The organism is Ruegeria sp. BHSC276, from assembly GCF_059612945.1.
On the sequence record NZ_JBXWRP010000003.1, the window covers coordinates 141,686 to 157,401 of the forward strand.

Sequence of the window (15,716 nt, forward strand, 5' to 3'; positions counted from 1 at the left end):
AAAGGATATTGAAATGCGACGCAATGTTAACAATACCAACGTCACGACCGTCGACGAAATCAATGTTGAAAATCTGGACGCTCCGATCAACGCGGAAATTCCCGTCGAGGAAGCTTTCATCGAGGCCGACCTGACCGCGCAGCAACAGCAGCAGGGTCAGGATGTCTCGAATGCCGCGAACAATGCGGACAATCAGGACCAGTCTCAGACCTCTGACAATGACAATTCGCAGGGTCAGGACCAGGGTCAGGGCCAGGATCAGGGCCAGGATCAGGCCCAGCAGCAACAGAACACCAACGGCGGTGACGACAGCAACTCGAACTCCAACAACAATGCGATCAACATCGACTTCGGCGGTGGCGAATGGATCCCGCGCGATGATGACCAGGTTGATCTGGATGTCGGGGACTCGGCCTCGATCGGTGATGTGATCACCGGCGGCCGCGATGTGAACTATGATCCAGGCGACGATCTGAACCTGGACATCTCGCTGAACGGTCCGGGCAATGACATGTCGTCGATCAACAACCAGCTTGCCAACCTCAGCGACGACGACACGCTGGATTCGGTTTCGCTGTCCAATGACGGCGAGTTCTATCAGAACGGCAGCGCGACCGGCGGCAACGCCCATGCCGAAGAGGGCATCGGCTCGTCCGTGGCCGGTGGCGATTCCGGCGCAGGCGGCACCAACAACGGTGGCTCGGCGGATGGCGATACCAGCGGCAGCCACGCGTTTTCGATGGGTGGTCATACCGGCAGTGCCGACAGTGATGCGGCTGGCGGAACCGGTGGCGCAACCGGTGATGCAAGCAACGGCAGCATGGGTCTTGGAATGTCCGGTGCGCATGCCGACGGTGACAGTGCCGGTGGCGATGGCGGTGCTGCCGACAGTGCATCCAGCTCGGACAATGCAGGCACATCCAGCACCGATGGCGACTCGACCGGCGGTGACGGCGGAAGCGCCGATTCGACCTCGCACGCGGCAGGCATGGGCATGTCGGGCGCGAGCGCGTCGGGCGATGCCGATGGCGGTGACAGCGATTCGGATTCGACAGGAACCGGCGATGGCAATGCCGACAACTCGACCGATGCTTCCGGCGCCGATGGCGGTGACGGCGATGCCGCCGCCGACGGTTCGGCGTCGAACAGCAGTGATGCTGACACCGAAGCCAACGACGCGACCGCCGGCAGCAATGCCGCGGAAGGCGCGGCTGACAGCAGTTCCGACAGCTCGGCCGACGGCGATGGCGGTGACGGCACCGGTGGCGACGGCGACGGCGGTGACGGCACCGGCGGCGACGGCGACGGTGGAGATGGCACCGGTGGCGATGGTGAAGGTGGTTTCTCGGCCCTGGTCGAAGCCGCGATCATGGCGCTGCAGGAAGAGATCCTGGGTGTTGATGCCGAAGCTGGCGAAGGTGGCGACGGAACCGGCGGTGACGGCACCGGTGGTGACGGCGACGGCGGTGACGGAACCGGCGGCGCGGGCTCGGGTGGTCCGGGTACCGGCGGTAGTTCCGCGGCGGATGCCGACTCGCAAGGTGTTGGCGATCAGAGCGCCAGCGGGCCGGATATCGACCAGAGCCCGGGCGACGTGAATGGCGCGGCCAGCAACTCGCAAAACGCCAATGCCAATGGTGGTGCCGGTGGTACGAACGACGCTGACGGGTCCTCGACCGGAACCGGTACCGGGACTTCGGCTGCGGATGGCGACGGCGGAGCCGGTGGCACGACGACGCCCACGGCAAGCTCGTCCGGCAGCGGCGCAGGATCGGCGGATGCTGCGAACACCGCTGGAGCAGGCGGGGCGTCGGACGTCTTCGGCGACTCGGATGTGAACGGCGCGGCCGACAGCTTGGCCGAAGCCATCGCGGGTTACGGTGGCGCAGCCGACTCGGACAACGACGCCGACTCGGCCGGATCCGGCAGCGCCGATGGCGCAGCCGGCTCGGGCGCGGGCGGGGCCGGTGGCGCATCGGCCGCCAATGGCGGCACCAGCGGCTATGCCATGGGCCAGTCCACGGCGGGCGACACCATGGGCGGCACCGTCAACGGTGGCAGCGCAGCCGGCGCCTATTCGGGTGATGGCGGCGCGGCCGGCAACGGCGGCACCTGGGGTTCCAACAACGGCGGCGATGGCATCGTCACCGGTGAATCCTACGCATCGGCGGCTGCGGTGGTCGATACCTCGGCCTTCAACCAGTCGATCGTCATGGGTGCCAACGTGCTTGGCAACTCGGTGGACACGACGATGGTCGGCGGCTCGATGACCTCGAGCTACGCCAGCGACGACACCGAGGCATAAAGCCAACTTTGCCGAGGGCCGCTTTACCGGCCCTTGGGTTTTGACGACATTGCCGGGGCCGTTCAGGCGGCCCCGGCCCAGCACAGCCGAAACCGGAAATTTCCGCCGGTGAACGCGACAGGGAACATTCAGATGTCACTAGACAGCATTACTGAAACAATTGCCCATTTCATCGGAACCTTTGAACTGACCATTGAACAGGCCCGCCTGCGCGACCAATACGACGAATTTACCGCGCTGCGGCGGAAGGTGGACCTTGATGAACTGGAAGACCCGACGCGGATCCAGATCAAGGCCGAACTCGAACTGGCGCCCAGGGATTACGATGCGCTGCCGTTCCGCTTTCCCGCTCCTCCGGCCGACCCGCAGCTGCCGCCGGCGCCGGATGGCCCCTCGATCAAGACCGAGATCACCATCGGTACCCCGCCCGCGCCCGGTCGCATTCTGCCGGACTCGGAACTGGCGGGCAGTGGCCCGGAATACATCGTGCTGCGGCCCGAGCTGACAAGCGAAGTGATTGGCTCGGCGGTGACCTACACGTTCCAGACCATCGTCCTGAGCGACAACGACACCGTTGGTGTCGGTGATTTTCGCGATGTGGGGCTGATGACTGCTCAGGCCGAGGCCGCGCTCGACACCGCGCTGTCGCTGCATGCGATGGCCGCGCCGTCTTTTGCGATTTCCGACTATGCATCTGCGGAATATGTCCAGGACCTAGCCGCCCAGATGCAAGCGCCGCCCGGCACACATGTCGAAGGCGCCACGGTTCATCAGTTCCACGGAGACGACGCGCTGGGCGTCATCGTAAATGGGCAACACGTGGCCGAGGCACCCGTCTGGAGCGATCTTTTGCCGGCCTATCACCAGCCCGACGAGACGTCAGATGAATTGCCGCTCTCTGTGGCCGTTCCCGCCGAGTGGGACCAGTCGAAAGATCCCGAGTTCGACGACGGCCACACTGTCGTCGCCGGTGGAAACCTGGCCATCAACGAGGTCGCATTGACCGTGGGATGGGTGGATGCGCCCTTCATCGCAGTCGGAGGTCAGGCGGTCAGCCTGACGGCAATCAGCCAGGCCGCGCTTGTGTCCGACATGGATGTCGGCACGCCGGGCGGGGGCTCGGGCACGATGGTTGTCCAGTCGTCACAGATCGACACGCAGTCCAACCCGGCGCCCTGGCTGGCCGGAACCACCTCGGCCGCGGGCACCGGTAGCCAGCCGGCGCAGATGACGGTCGACTGGATTCACGGCGACCTGGTGGTTGCGAACTTCTTTAAACAGGTCATCGACGCCACCGACATCGACCACATCCAGGCCGACATTTCAGCGTCTTCGACGATGTACGCCCTGGGGGCCAACCAGATGGTCAACGTGGCCGATGTGGTGCAACTGGGCAGCTTCTATGACCTGATCATGATCGGTGGCGACATGGTCTCGGTCGACATGCTGTTCCAGACGCTGGCGCTGGTGGATGACGACATCGTCTCGGGCGGGCTGGCGGAAGGCGCGTCCGCAGGCGCGGACGGCAACCTGTTGATGAACCAGGCCTCGGTCACGGGGCAGGGGCAGGATACCCAGCAGGCGCTGGACGCGGGCTTGGCCAATGCGCTGGCCATGGAAAAGATGTACATGACAGCGCTCGAGGACGCACTGCTGAACGATCCGATGTTCGCCGGCATGGAACAGATGCGCGTGCTGAAGATCGACGGCGACCTGATGCAATTGAATATCGTCCAGCAGGTCACGATGCTGGCCGATCAAGACGATGTTTTCCTGTCCGGGCCGCATGCGGCCAGCACCGAAGTCATTGCCGGGTCGAATGCCATGTTGAACGCGGCCAATATCAACAAGCTGGGCGTCGACTCGACCGTCATGGCCGCTGGCGGCGCCTATTCCGATCTGTTGCTGCATCAGGCCAGCCTGATCGACACGCCCGACGACCAGATCAGCCCGGCCCTGGCCAACGAGGCGATCGCCATTCTGATGGATGACGCGATGACGGCGGCAGCGGGCGCTGGCGCCGTGACCGGGCCGGACCTGACGCCGACGGAGGTACTGAATTCTCATGATGGCCTGCAGACCATGCTGGCCTGATTTGCCTTTTTTGTAGCGAGTGACCGGAAGTTCAGTTCATGTCGATTGTATTTTCATCGTGCCGTCCCCGATATGCCAGCCCGCTCGACAGGTCAGGAGGTGGTCGGCCCCTGACCCTCAAACCGGCTGACAGAGTGCCCGACAAAAGCCGCAAGGAACCCGCTCCGATGTACTGTCTGAGATTGGGAAAAGAAATGCGTGTCACAGGCGACCTGGCACCTGGGAGCGGCGGCGTCTCCGAAGGTGACGCGGCCGCGAAAAAAGAGCCCCGAGCGGCCAGCAAGTCCGGTGGGGAAACCACCCGGAAAACCGATCAGGCGACCCAGACCGATGCCGGCAGTGTTGCGCAAGACAAACACCGCGCCGGTTCTTCCCCTCGGCGCAACCTGTCGTCTCCTGCGGCTGAAACCGCCGGAGATGACGCTGGGGTGGCCGATGCCGACGGCCCCGATCCGCACCGTGTCCAGGCACCGACTGCGCGAATGACCCCCTCGACCCAGTCTGGTGAAACGGAGCGCATGGGCACCACGATCGAAGGCGAAGCCAACAAGCCGCTGCTGCGCACCGGAACCGGCGGCGGCGACGGCAAAGGGCCACCCCAGACCTTCCACAAACGGACACCGCCGCAGGATTTTCAGCGCACGCTGCAGACGTCGATGCGCGCCATCTGGCGCAACCTTGCCTTCGTGTTGGTCCTGACCTGCGCGACAAACATCCTGATCCTGGCGATCCCGATCTATCTGTTCCAGATCAGCGACCGGGTCCTGACCAGCCGGTCGCTGGACACGTTGATCATGCTGACGGCGATCGTTGCCGGCGCGGTCATCTTCCAATCGGCCTTCGACGCCGTGCGCCGGTTCATGCTGATGCGCACGGGGGTCGAGGTCGCGGCCCGTCTGGGGGCACCGATTCTGAGTGCGGCGGCTCATGCTTCGCTGCACGGGACCGGGCGCGAATACCAGACCCTTGGTGATCTTCAGCAGTTGCGGGGCTTTCTGGTATCGGGAACCTTGATCTCGTTTCTGGACGTGCCGTTCGCGCCGCTGTTCATTCTGATGATCTTTCTTGTCCACCCCGAACTGGGAAGGATCGTGGTGGTCACGGCGCTGATCCTGATGACGATCGCGCTGATTAACCAGAGAATGACGGCAAAACCCTTCGCCGAAGCCAATAAGGCGCAGTCCATGGCGAACCAGCACCTGGACTCGATGGCCCGGAACAGCCAGATCATCAACGCCTTGGCCATGATCCCCGAAGCGGTGCGCATCTGGGGCCGCGACACGGCGTCGTCGCTGACATGGCAGGTGCGCGCGCAGGATCGTAACGTGATCTTTGCCGCCATTTCGCGCACCGTACGCCTGTTGACCCAGATCGGCATACTGGGCTGGGGTGCCTTTCTGGCGCTGCAGGGCGAAATCACCGGGGGCATGGTCATCGCGGCCTCGATCATCGCGGGGCGGGCCTTTGCCCCGATCGAAGGCTCAATCGAGGGCTGGAACACCTTCCTGTTAACCCGAGGCGCCTATGGCCGGATCCGAAACCTGTTAGCCAATTCGGCACTGCAGTTCGAAAAACTGCGCCTGCCGCGCCCCGAGGGCCGCCTGGATGTGGAAAGGCTTTTGTATGTGCCCGGCGGAACCAAGCGGGTGGTACTGAACGGGATCAACTTTTCGCTCAACCCCGGCGAGACGCTGGCGATCATAGGCAATTCGGGCGCGGGCAAGACGACGCTGGGCAAGACGCTGGTGGGGTCGATTCTTCCGACCTCGGGCAGCGTGCGCCTGGACCTGATGGACATCCGAAACTGGGATCCGCGCCAGTTCGGCGAAAGCATCGGGTACCTGCCTCAGGACGTTCAGCTGTTTCCGGGAACGATCAAGGACAATATCGGCCGCATGCGTGCGGATGCCACCGATGAACAGATCCACGACGCCGCGGTTCTGGCCGATGTGCACAACATGATCGCAACGCTGCCGCAGGGCTATGAGACTGTGGTCGCGGCCGATGGCTCGCCGTTGTCGGGCGGGCAGAAACAACGCATCGCCCTGGCGCGTGCGTTCTTCGGCAACCCCAGGCTGGTGGTTCTGGACGAGCCGAACTCGAACCTAGACGTGGCGGGCGACAAGGCGCTGGCGCGGGCCATCGAACAGGCCCGGTCCAACAAGATCACCGTTGTCGTGATCACGCAAAAACCTGCGCTGTTGAACGTGGTGGACAAGATCATGCTGCTGACCGACGGACGCGTGGCGCTGTTCGGGCAGCGCGAACAGGTGTTGCAGCAATTGGCCGGGTCGCGAAAGCAGCCCGAGTTGAAAGGCTGACAGGGGGCAACGATGAACGAAATCGCGAAGATCGATGATCCGACACTTTGGTATGCCGAGGTTCCCAGATCCATCAGCCGACTGATCGTATTGGGAATGATCCTTCTGGTCACCTGTTTCGGCGGGTTTGGCGTCTGGGCGTTCAGCGCGCCACTGGCGGCGGCGGTCATCGCCCAGGGCAGTTTTGTGGCGACCGGGCGTAACAAGATCGTTCAGCACCTGGAAGGAGGAATTATCGAGGACATACTTGTGTCCGAAGGTCAGACAGTGAAGGCCGGTCAGGTGTTGATGACCCTTGACCAGACCTCGGCCGAGGCAAATCAGCGCGAGCTCTATGTGCGCAAGATGCGCCTGCAGGCGATGGTTGACCGTCTGCTGGCCGAATATGGCGAGCGCGAGAAGCTGGTATTCTCGCACGAGCTGATCGAAGCGTCGGACGATGTCGAGGTGATGACGATCCTGGACAACCAGCGCCTCAGCTTCGAGGTGTCGCGCAAGACCTTACTCAACGACATCGCCCTGCTTGAACGCAACATCGAGGCGCTGAAGATCCGGGTCAGCGGGTTCCGTGCGCAACTTGAAAGCATGGAACGCCGCCGCGACATCCTGCAGGAAGAATACGAGACCAAGAAGTCGCTGTATGAAAAGGGCCTGGTCCGAAAAGGTGAACTGAACACGATCCGGCGCGTTCAAGCCGAGGCGGACGGCCAGTTGGCCCGGCTGCAGTCCGAGGCGTCGGAAATCGACCAGATGCTGCTGAAATACACCGAACAGATCGCCCGGACCCGGTCGGCCTATCGCGAGGCTGCCCTGGACGAGCTCAGCGTTGTCGAGGCCGACCTTGAAAGCGTGCGCGAAAAATCCCGGCAGGCCAGCAGCGTCCTTGCGCGCGCGGTTGTACGGGCGCCGGTGGATGGTACGGTCGTGCGTCTGCACTATCACACGCCGGGCGGCGTGATCGAAACCGGTGAGCCGATCGCCGAAATCCTGCCCGCGGATGCGCCCCTGATCATCGAGGCCCAGATTCCCCGCACCGACATCGACAGCGTTACGACGGGCCAAACCGCGACCGTGCGGCTTGTCGCGTTGAACCAGCGCACCACGCCTGTTCTGACCGGCGAGGTCTTCTATGTTTCGGCGGATGCGGTTCTGGAAGAGGCCGGCGGCATTCCCAAGGAAGTCTATCTGGCGCGGGTCTCGTTGCCGCCCGAGGAGTTGGATCGGATCCGTGGGTTTGTCCCGACACCGGGCATGCCGGCCGAGATCATGATCCAGACCGAGGAACGCACCTTTGCCTCCTACATTGCCAAGCCGGTGGTCGACAGCATGTCACGCGCCTTCCGCGAACAATGATGGGCCGCGCTTGTGGGATCTTGTTCCAGATCACGGTTTCCGTTTTCTGAATGTGTCATGATCGGCCTGATCGTTCACAAAGGGTGGTGACACATGTTGCGGCTTGCGTTCCTGCTCTATTCGCTGATTGCCACCGCGCTGGCGGGGTCGGCGGTCATTGCGGTTCTGGTGGCCGGTTTCGTCTCGGTTCAGACGATTCTTGCCGGTGCCGCCATCGGCGCGGTGGCGGCTGCGCCCGCGTCGTGGCTCGTGGCCAGGAAGCTGTATTGACCTGCGCGGTTGTCAGGCGTTGAGAAACGTCCTGACGGCGGCTTCGAACTCTCTGGGTTTCTCGGCGTGCAACCAGTGTCCCGCACCGGGGATCTTGGCGAAACGGGTGTTGGGGAACAGCGACCTGATCGTGTTGCGGTGTTCCGGCCGGACATAGTCCGACTCGGCGCCCGACAGGAACAGCGCCGGGCCATCCCAAACTGCGTCAATATCCGGAAAGCCCATGATTCTGGGCATTTCTTTTGCCAGCACGTCCAGGTTCAGCCGCCAGCGTTTACCGGCCACGTCCAGTGACTGCGTGAAAAAGCTTTGCAGGGCCTTTTCGACGCCCTGTTCGGCCAACAGCCGTTCGGCATCCGCCCGCCGATGAACCTGCGCCATGTCCACGGCGCGCATCGCTTCGATATAGGGCATCTGGCTGTGGCCGTAGGTCACCGGCGCGATGTCGGCCACCACCAGCTTGTTGACCCGTGCGCCATGGGTCAGGGCCAAGGTCATGGCCGCCTTGCCCCCCATCGAGTGCCCCAGCACATCTGCCCGCCCGCCCAGGTTGTCGATGACCTCGGCCAGATCGTCGGCCAGGGCCTGATAGTCGTGCCGGTCATCCCATTTGCTGTAGGCGTGGTTGCGCATGTCCACGGCCACGACCTGCCGTTCGTCGGCCAGTCTTCGGGCAATAACCCCCCAGTTCCGGGCCGATCCGTACAGGCCGTGGGCAATCAGCAGGGGCGGGAGCGATGTCGGGTCGCCATGTATGATCGTGTTCAACATGGCGTACTGATACCGCCAGCCAAACCCGACAGCCAGCCCCATTGTCGCGCCGCATCGGCAAGGCTAGATTGTCGGCTCAGGAGGCGCGGATGTCGCAGGAAACCGAAATTCAAACCCTGATCGCCCAGACCATCGCCCTGCTGCGGAAAAAGCTGGGCACCCGGGGCAAGACGCTGGCCGAGTCGGTGCGGCGCGCAAAACGGCGACTGCCGCGTCGCGTCTACAAACAGGCGATGGAACTGGCCCGCGCCGAACCGATGGCCGCGCACCCCCGGTTGCGCCTGATCCTGGACACGCCTCGGCTGGAAAAAGCCGCGCACGAAGTCCAGGCACATCTGCGCTCGATCAGCCTGGCCGATCGCCGCTGGGGCTGGTTTCTGGACACCCTTGGGGCGTTGTCGTTCAACCTTTTGGCACTTGCCGTTCTGGTGCTGGTCTTTCTGCTGTGGCGCGGCCTGATCTAACGCGGACATCGCCAAGAAAAATGGCGCCCAGCGGGGCGCCATTTCAGGTCAGGGTCGCTGACGAACTCAGAGGTTGGGATAGATCGGGAACCGGGCGCACAGCTCGGCCACCTGGGCCTTGACTTTGGCCTCGACCGCATCGTTGCCATCCTCGCCGTTGGCGGCTAGCCCGTCGACAACTTCGATGATCCAGTCGGCGATCTGACGAAACTCCGGCTCGCCAAAACCGCGTGTTGTGCCGGCAGGTGAACCCAGTCGGATCCCGCTGGTCACGGTCGGTTTTTCGGGGTCGAACGGCACGCCGTTCTTGTTGCAGGTGATGTGCGCGCGGCCCAATGCCTTTTCGGTCGCGTTGCCCTTGACGCCCTTGGGGCGCAGGTCGACCAGCACCACATGGGTGTCGGTGCCGTGGGTCACCGTGTCCAGACCGCCCTTGATCAGCTGATCCGACAGCGCCTGCGCGTTGGTGATCACCTGCTTGATGTAGTCTTTGAATTCCGGACGCAGCGCTTCGCCAAAGGCGACGGCCTTGGCCGCGATCACATGCATCAACGGGCCGCCCTGAATGCCGGGGAAGATGGCCGAATTCACCTTCTTGGCGATCGTTTCGTCATTGGTCAGGATCATGCCGCCGCGGGGGCCGCGCAGGGTTTTGTGCGTGGTGGTCGTGGCCACATGCGCGTGCGGGAAGGGCGACGGGTGTTCGCCTGCTGCCACCAAGCCCGCGAAATGCGCCATATCCACATGCAGGTAGGCGCCGACCATGTCGGCAATCTGACGCATGCGGGCAAAGTCGATCTGGCGCGGAATGGCCGAGCCGCCGGCGATGATCAGCTTGGGCTGGTGTTCTTTCGCAAGCGCCTCGACTTGGTCATAGTCCAGCATGTTGTCCTGCTTGCGCACGCCGTATTGCACCGCGTTGAACCACTTGCCCGACTGGTTGGGCTTGGCACCATGGGTCAGGTGGCCGCCGGCATCCAGGCTCATGCCCAGGATGGTGTCGCCAGGTTGCAGCAGCGCCTGGAAGACGCCCTGATTGGCCTGCGACCCCGAATTCGGTTGAACATTGGCGAATTCGCAGCCGAACAGTTGCTTGGCCCGGTCGATGGCCAGATTCTCGGCGATGTCGACAAACTGGCAGCCGCCATAGTAGCGACGGCCGGGATAGCCTTCGGCATATTTGTTGGTCATCACCGAGCCCTGCGCCTCCATCACGGCGGCCGAGACGATGTTTTCCGAGGCGATCAGTTCGATCTCGTCGCGCTGACGGCCCAATTCAGACCGGATCGCGCCGTACAGTTCGGGGTCGCGCTCGGCGAGAGGCTGGGTGAAGAAACCGTTATCACGAAGGTTGGCGTTCATGGGCGCTCCGCATGGCTGAGGTTGGTTTGGCGGATTTCCTATAGGAAACCGCGCAAATGAAAAAGACTTTAAAGCGACGAATTGGCCATCTGCGGCGTCAAGTCTGGCCTAAGAGGGAAAGGTATGTTTGTTTCGGAACCAAATGCGCAGCACCGGAAACCAACAGAACATGACAAAGAGAATCGCTTTTCTCGCCAGCGACGCGGATGTCGCACAAACTGCGCGCAGCACGCTGGTGGACCGTTACGGCAACGCCGCGCCACGGGACGCGGATGTCATCGTGGCGCTGGGCGGGGACGGGTTCATGCTGCGCACGCTGCACAATACGCAGCATCTGGACGTGCCGGTCTATGGCATGAACCGCGGAACCATCGGTTTCTTGATGAATGAATATGACGACGCCAATCTGCTGGACCGTCTTGCCGCCGCCGAGGAAGAGGTGATCAATCCTCTGGCCATGCGCGCGATGGACCAGTCCGGCAAGCTGCACGAGGCCCTTGCGATCAACGAAGTATCACTGCTGCGGGCCGGACCGCAGGCCGCACGCCTGCGGATCAGCGTCGATGGGCGTCTGCGCCTGGCCGAACTGGTGTGCGATGGAGCGCTGCTGTCTACGCCCGCCGGGTCCACCGCCTACAACTATTCGGCGCATGGGCCGATCCTGCCGATCGGTTCGGACGTTCTGGCCCTGACAGCGATCGCAGCCTTCCGGCCGCGCCGGTGGCGGGGGGCGCTGCTGCCGAAAACGGCGCATGTCCGGTTCGACGTGCTCGAGGCCGACAAGCGCCCGGTCATGGCCGATGCCGATTCGATCTCGTTCCCGGATATCGACTGGGTCGAGATCCGCTCCGAGCCCAAGGTGCGGCATCGCATTCTGTTCGATCCGGGCCACGGGTTGGAGGAACGCCTGATTTCCGAGCAATTCACCTGAAGGCATGGGAAAACAGAGATTTGGCCCGCTTGTGTGATGCAGTTCACAGGACGCGGAAGATCAATGTGATACTCTCAATTTGCCCGGAGAACGCGCCAAGGTGGAAGTGAGTGGCCGCCTGAAAATGGTGTTTTCGAATGAATGCGCAGATTATGCGCTGGCGAGAGTGGGTGGTGCTACGCTCGTCATCAAAAATCCGGGCTTATTTAAGTAGGCGGGCCCCGGGCACAATACCCCGGGGTCTATTTTTTGGTGTCAGCCGGCATGATTGGTCGGGTCCATGCGGCCCCACAGAGTTTCGCACATCCGGCCCACGCGCGCCTCGATCGCGGCGGCGGCGTCAACGGCCAGATCCTCGCGCCAGCGGCGGGCTGCGATTTGAACATTGATGGGTTGCGGGCCGCTCGGCAATTCGGCCAGCCGTGCCGGCACGCTGGCGGCCGGAAGGCCCAGAAAGTTCATCGCATAGGAATAGACCGCGCAGCCCAGCACTTCGTGCACGCCTTCCGAGCCTTCCGTATCACGGTCGGGTCTGAAAAAGGGTTGCGGTAGGAAGGGCGACAGCACCAGCGGATAGTCCTCCATGAACAGCGCCCATTCCCGCGCATGGTGGCTGCGCTGCGCCAGTGCCCGGATCAGGTCCGGGCCCGTGATCGGGGGAAATTCCTGGAAGTAGGTGGCAAAGATGCGTTGGATGGTCTCGGATCCGGCCGCCTCGACATCGGCTTTCATCAGGGTCAGAACCTCGCCCATCAAGGCGCGATACCCGAGCCGTCCGCATTCGAAAACGTTCGGAGGGTCGATCTCATCAACGGTGTACCCAGCATCAACCAGTGCATCGCGGGCCGTGTTCAGCGCCTTGTCGACCTCGGGGTGGAGATCGTAACCAAAAGTGTTCTTGGTGAAAGCCACCCTCGGCTGCTGGTCAGGCTCGGCTATGCGCCATGGCAGCGGAACGTGAAACGGATCGCGCGGATCCGAAGCGATCAGGCTGGGCATTGCCAGGTGCAGGTCAGCTGTGCTGCGGGTGATCAGTCCTTGCACCGACATCAGTTGCGCCAGCAGACCGCGTTCGGCGGTTTGGCTTGGGTTCCATGCTGGGACGCGGCCAAGGCCCGGCTTGACCGTCACCGCGCCAACGGCCGAGGCCGGGAACCGCAGGCTGCCGCCGATATCGTTGCCATGCGCCAGGGCACCCATGCCGGTCATCACAGCCGCGCCGGCCCCGCCCGAGGAGCCGCCGGCCGAGATATGTCGGCCCCAGGGGTTGTGCGTGCGCCCATACAGCGGGTTGTCGGTATCGGCGCGGAATGAAAACTCGGGCGTGTTGGTCCGGCCGATCACCACCGCCCCGGCCTTCAGCAGGTTCGACACGACGGGCGCATCGTCGGGGGCAATCACATCTTTCAGAGCGGCCACACCATTGGTCGTGGCATGGCCTTTTTGGTCGATATTGACTTTGATCGTGACGGGAACGCCGTGCAGAGGGCCGATCGGTTCGCCGCGCGCCCGCGCGGCGTCCAGCGTCCGGGCGCGCTCCTGCGCCTCGGCGCTAAGGTCTTCGACGACGGCATTCAACGCCGGGTTCAGCGCGTGCATCTGGTCGATCGCACTTTGTACAGCCTCAGTTGCGCTCAGGTCCCCGGAACGGGTGCGGTCTGCCAGTTCGGTGGCGCTCAGGCGCCAGATGTCGTCATTTGCCATATGCCCTCCGTCAAGGGCACAGTAGGCGGTCTGCCAAAGGTTGCAAGCCCGCAGGGCAGGGCGGGCGGCCCAAGGCCGCCCGATGCCCGGTTACTGGGCGTAACCGATTGATTTCAGGGCTTCGGTGATTTCGTCCAGAATGGCCGGGTCGTCGATTGTGGCAGGCATTTTGTAGTCCTTGCCATCGGCGATCGCCACCATCGTTCCGCGTAGGATCTTGCCCGAGCGGGTCTTGGGCAGGCGGTCCACCACAACGGCTTTCTTGAAGGCGGCGACGGGGCCGATTTTGTCGCGCACCATCTGCACGACCTCATTCGCGATCTCGGCATTGTCACGCTTGCATCCGGCGTTCAGGCACAGGAAGCCGACCGGGGCCTGCCCCTTCAAATCATCCGATACGCCGATGACCGCGCATTCAGCCACGTCGGGATGGGCGGCCAGAACCTCCTCCATCGCGCCGGTGGACAGGCGGTGGCCTGCCACGTTGATCACGTCATCGGTGCGCGCCATGATATAAAGGTACCCGTCCTCGTCGATCATCCCGGCATCGCCGGTTTCGTAGTAACCCGGGAAGTGCTCAAGATAGGATTTCCTGAACCGCTCCTCGGCATTCCACAGGGTTGGCAGCGTCCCCGGGGGCAGCGGCAGCTTGACCGCGATCGCGCCCAGCTCGCCCGGTTTCATCGGGTGGCCGCCTTCGTCGAGGATCTGCACGTCATAGCCGGGCATCGGCTTGGCGGGCGAGCCCAGCTTGATCGGCAGTTCCTCGATCCCCAGCGGGTTGCCGGCGATGGTCCAGCCGGTTTCGGTCTGCCACCAATGGTCGACGACCGGAACCTTCAAGGCGTCCTGCGCCCAGGTGATCGTATCGGGGTCGGCGCGTTCACCGGCCAGGAACAGGGCCTTGAGGCAGGACAGGTCGTATTTCGCCAGCATTTCGCCCTTGGGGTCCTCGCGCTTGACCGCGCGGATCGCCGTTGGGGCGGTGAAAAAGCTTTTGACCTTGTGCTCGGAAATCACCCGCCAGAAGGTGCCCGCATCGGGGGTGCCGACGGGCTTGCCCTCGAACACGATGGTGGTGTTGCCGTGGATCAGCGGGCCATAGCAGATGTAGGAATGCCCCACGACCCAGCCCACGTCCGAGGCCGCCCAGAACACATCGCCGGGATCGACGTTGTAGATGTTCTTCATCGTCCAGTTCAGCGCCACAAGGTGCCCGGCCGTGGGTCGTACGACGCCCTTGGGCGCGCCGGTGGTGCCCGAGGTGTATAGGATGTAGGCCGGATCATTGCCTTCAACCGGGACACATTCGGCCGGCTCAACGCCGTACTGGAAGCCGTGCCAGTTGAAGTCGCGCCCCTCGACCAGCTTGGCCACTTCCTGTTCGCGCTGGAAGATCACACAGAACTCGGGCTTGTGGCTGGCCATCTCAATGGCGCCGTCCAGCAGCGGCTTGTATTGCACCACGCGACCGGGTTCCAGCCCGCACGACGCCGCGATGATCGCCTTGGGTTTGGCGTCGTCGATCCGCACCGCCAGTTCGTTGCTGGCAAACCCGCCAAAGACCACCGAATGCACCGCTCCCAGCCGCGCACACGCCAGCATCGCCTCGAGCGCCTCGGGGATCATCGGCATGTAGATGATGACGCGGTCGCCCTTTTCGACACCCTTGGCGCGCAGCGCGCCGGCGAGGGTCGCCACGCGATTGCGCAGCTCCATGTAGGAGATCTCGCGCTTGGTGTGGGTGATCGGGCTGTCATAGATGATGGCGGTCTGCTCGCCCCGACCGTTTTCCACGTGGCGGTCCACGGCGTTCCAGCAGGTATTCACCTTGGCATCGCAGAACCATTCATACAGCGGCGCGTTGTCGTCAAACAGGGCCTTGCTGGGTTTCTCGATCCAGTCGATGCCTTCGGCCGCCTGCATCCAGAATGCTTCGGGATCTTTTTTCCAGCTCTCGTATACGTCCTGATACGCCATTTGTCCTCCTCCAGACAGTCTTGGGGAATGTGTTAGGCTCCTGTGTCCAGCCGAGCAAGCGGCGCGCATGACGGCGCGTCAGTTTATCGCGAAATCTTTGCAGAAGCGTGCCAAAAGGTCTGCAAATTTTTGCAAATATACGGAATTTTAACCCCTTGAGT

At 63.1% G+C, this 15,716-nt stretch carries 11 protein-coding genes; 7 read left to right on the plus strand and 4 right to left on the minus strand.

Features of this window, described 5'->3' with window-relative positions:
- Positions 1-13: 13 nt before the first annotated feature.
- The 5 genes from AC2FMD_RS04365 (at position 14) to AC2FMD_RS04385 (ending at position 8,343) form a co-directional block, all read left to right on the plus strand.
- Entirely contained in the window at positions 14-2,305 is a 2,292-nt protein-coding gene (locus AC2FMD_RS04365; RefSeq protein WP_496678415.1) for a hypothetical protein, read from the plus strand.
- Positions 2,306-2,437: 132 nt separating this feature from the next.
- The gene (locus AC2FMD_RS04370) at positions 2,438-4,399 is read left to right on the plus strand and encodes a type I secretion protein (protein WP_496794732.1); all 1,962 of its coding nucleotides are present in this window, start codon (positions 2,438-2,440) and stop codon (positions 4,397-4,399) included.
- 194 nt (positions 4,400-4,593) lie between these two features.
- Positions 4,594-6,720: a type I secretion system permease/ATPase gene (locus AC2FMD_RS04375; RefSeq protein ID WP_496794733.1), complete on the plus strand. Its 2,127-nt coding sequence runs from the start codon at positions 4,594-4,596 to the stop codon at positions 6,718-6,720.
- A 12-nt stretch (positions 6,721-6,732) separates the two neighbouring features.
- On the plus strand, positions 6,733-8,073 hold the full coding sequence (locus AC2FMD_RS04380; RefSeq protein WP_496687347.1) for an HlyD family type I secretion periplasmic adaptor subunit: 1,341 nt from the start codon (positions 6,733-6,735) through the stop codon (positions 8,071-8,073).
- 93 nt (positions 8,074-8,166) lie between these two features.
- Complete coding sequence (locus tag AC2FMD_RS04385) at positions 8,167-8,343, plus strand: hypothetical protein (RefSeq protein ID WP_496687349.1); 177 nt, start codon at positions 8,167-8,169, stop codon at positions 8,341-8,343.
- 12 nt (positions 8,344-8,355) lie between these two features.
- Here AC2FMD_RS04385 and AC2FMD_RS04390 read toward each other — a convergent pair whose 3' ends face one another.
- Positions 8,356-9,156 carry an alpha/beta fold hydrolase gene (locus AC2FMD_RS04390; RefSeq protein WP_496712685.1) on the minus strand — a complete coding sequence of 267 codons (801 nt, stop codon included), beginning with the start codon at positions 9,154-9,156 and terminating at the stop codon, positions 8,356-8,358.
- Positions 9,157-9,203: 47 nt separating this feature from the next.
- On the opposite strand from AC2FMD_RS04390, the gene AC2FMD_RS04395 reads away from it, so the two are divergent.
- Positions 9,204-9,578, plus strand: coding sequence for a hypothetical protein (locus tag AC2FMD_RS04395; protein ID WP_496678406.1), 375 nt, complete (start codon positions 9,204-9,206; stop codon positions 9,576-9,578).
- Between the two features lie 66 nt (positions 9,579-9,644).
- Here the strand turns inward: AC2FMD_RS04395 and glyA are convergent, their stop codons facing one another.
- On the minus strand, positions 9,645-10,940 hold the full coding sequence (glyA, locus tag AC2FMD_RS04400) for a serine hydroxymethyltransferase (protein WP_496712684.1): 1,296 nt from the start codon (positions 10,938-10,940) through the stop codon (positions 9,645-9,647).
- Between the two features lie 169 nt (positions 10,941-11,109).
- On the opposite strand from glyA, the gene AC2FMD_RS04405 reads away from it, so the two are divergent.
- A complete protein-coding gene (locus AC2FMD_RS04405; protein ID WP_496678402.1) occupies positions 11,110-11,871 on the plus strand; it encodes an NAD kinase in 762 nt (253 codons plus the stop codon).
- 255 nt (positions 11,872-12,126) lie between these two features.
- Here the strand turns inward: AC2FMD_RS04405 and AC2FMD_RS04410 are convergent, their stop codons facing one another.
- The gene (locus tag AC2FMD_RS04410) at positions 12,127-13,575 is read right to left on the minus strand and encodes an amidase family protein (RefSeq protein WP_496742181.1); all 1,449 of its coding nucleotides are present in this window, start codon (positions 13,573-13,575) and stop codon (positions 12,127-12,129) included.
- Positions 13,576-13,665: 90 nt separating this feature from the next.
- Positions 13,666-15,555, minus strand: a complete 1,890-nt coding sequence (gene prpE / locus AC2FMD_RS04415) for a propionate-CoA ligase PrpE (RefSeq protein ID WP_496712683.1) — start codon at positions 15,553-15,555, stop codon at positions 13,666-13,668.
- Positions 15,556-15,716 lie beyond the last annotated feature (161 nt).

Bases quoted from the DNA above. Each gene is read 5' to 3' on its own strand.
- AC2FMD_RS04365 (WP_496678415.1), top strand. From the start codon at position 14: ATGCGACGCAATGTTAACAATACCAACGTCACGACCGTCGACGAAATC.
- AC2FMD_RS04370 (WP_496794732.1), top strand. From the start codon at position 2,438: ATGTCACTAGACAGCATTACTGAAACAATTGCCCATTTCATCGGAACC.
- AC2FMD_RS04375 (WP_496794733.1), top strand. From the start codon at position 4,594: ATGCGTGTCACAGGCGACCTGGCACCTGGGAGCGGCGGCGTCTCCGAA.
- AC2FMD_RS04380 (WP_496687347.1), top strand. From the start codon at position 6,733: ATGAACGAAATCGCGAAGATCGATGATCCGACACTTTGGTATGCCGAG.
- AC2FMD_RS04385 (WP_496687349.1), top strand. From the start codon at position 8,167: ATGTTGCGGCTTGCGTTCCTGCTCTATTCGCTGATTGCCACCGCGCTG.
- AC2FMD_RS04390 (WP_496712685.1), bottom strand. From the start codon at position 9,156: ATGGGGCTGGCTGTCGGGTTTGGCTGGCGGTATCAGTACGCCATGTTG.
- AC2FMD_RS04395 (WP_496678406.1), top strand. From the start codon at position 9,204: ATGTCGCAGGAAACCGAAATTCAAACCCTGATCGCCCAGACCATCGCC.
- glyA (WP_496712684.1), bottom strand. From the start codon at position 10,940: ATGAACGCCAACCTTCGTGATAACGGTTTCTTCACCCAGCCTCTCGCC.
- AC2FMD_RS04405 (WP_496678402.1), top strand. From the start codon at position 11,110: ATGACAAAGAGAATCGCTTTTCTCGCCAGCGACGCGGATGTCGCACAA.
- AC2FMD_RS04410 (WP_496742181.1), bottom strand. From the start codon at position 13,575: ATGGCAAATGACGACATCTGGCGCCTGAGCGCCACCGAACTGGCAGAC.
- prpE (WP_496712683.1), bottom strand. From the start codon at position 15,555: ATGGCGTATCAGGACGTATACGAGAGCTGGAAAAAAGATCCCGAAGCA.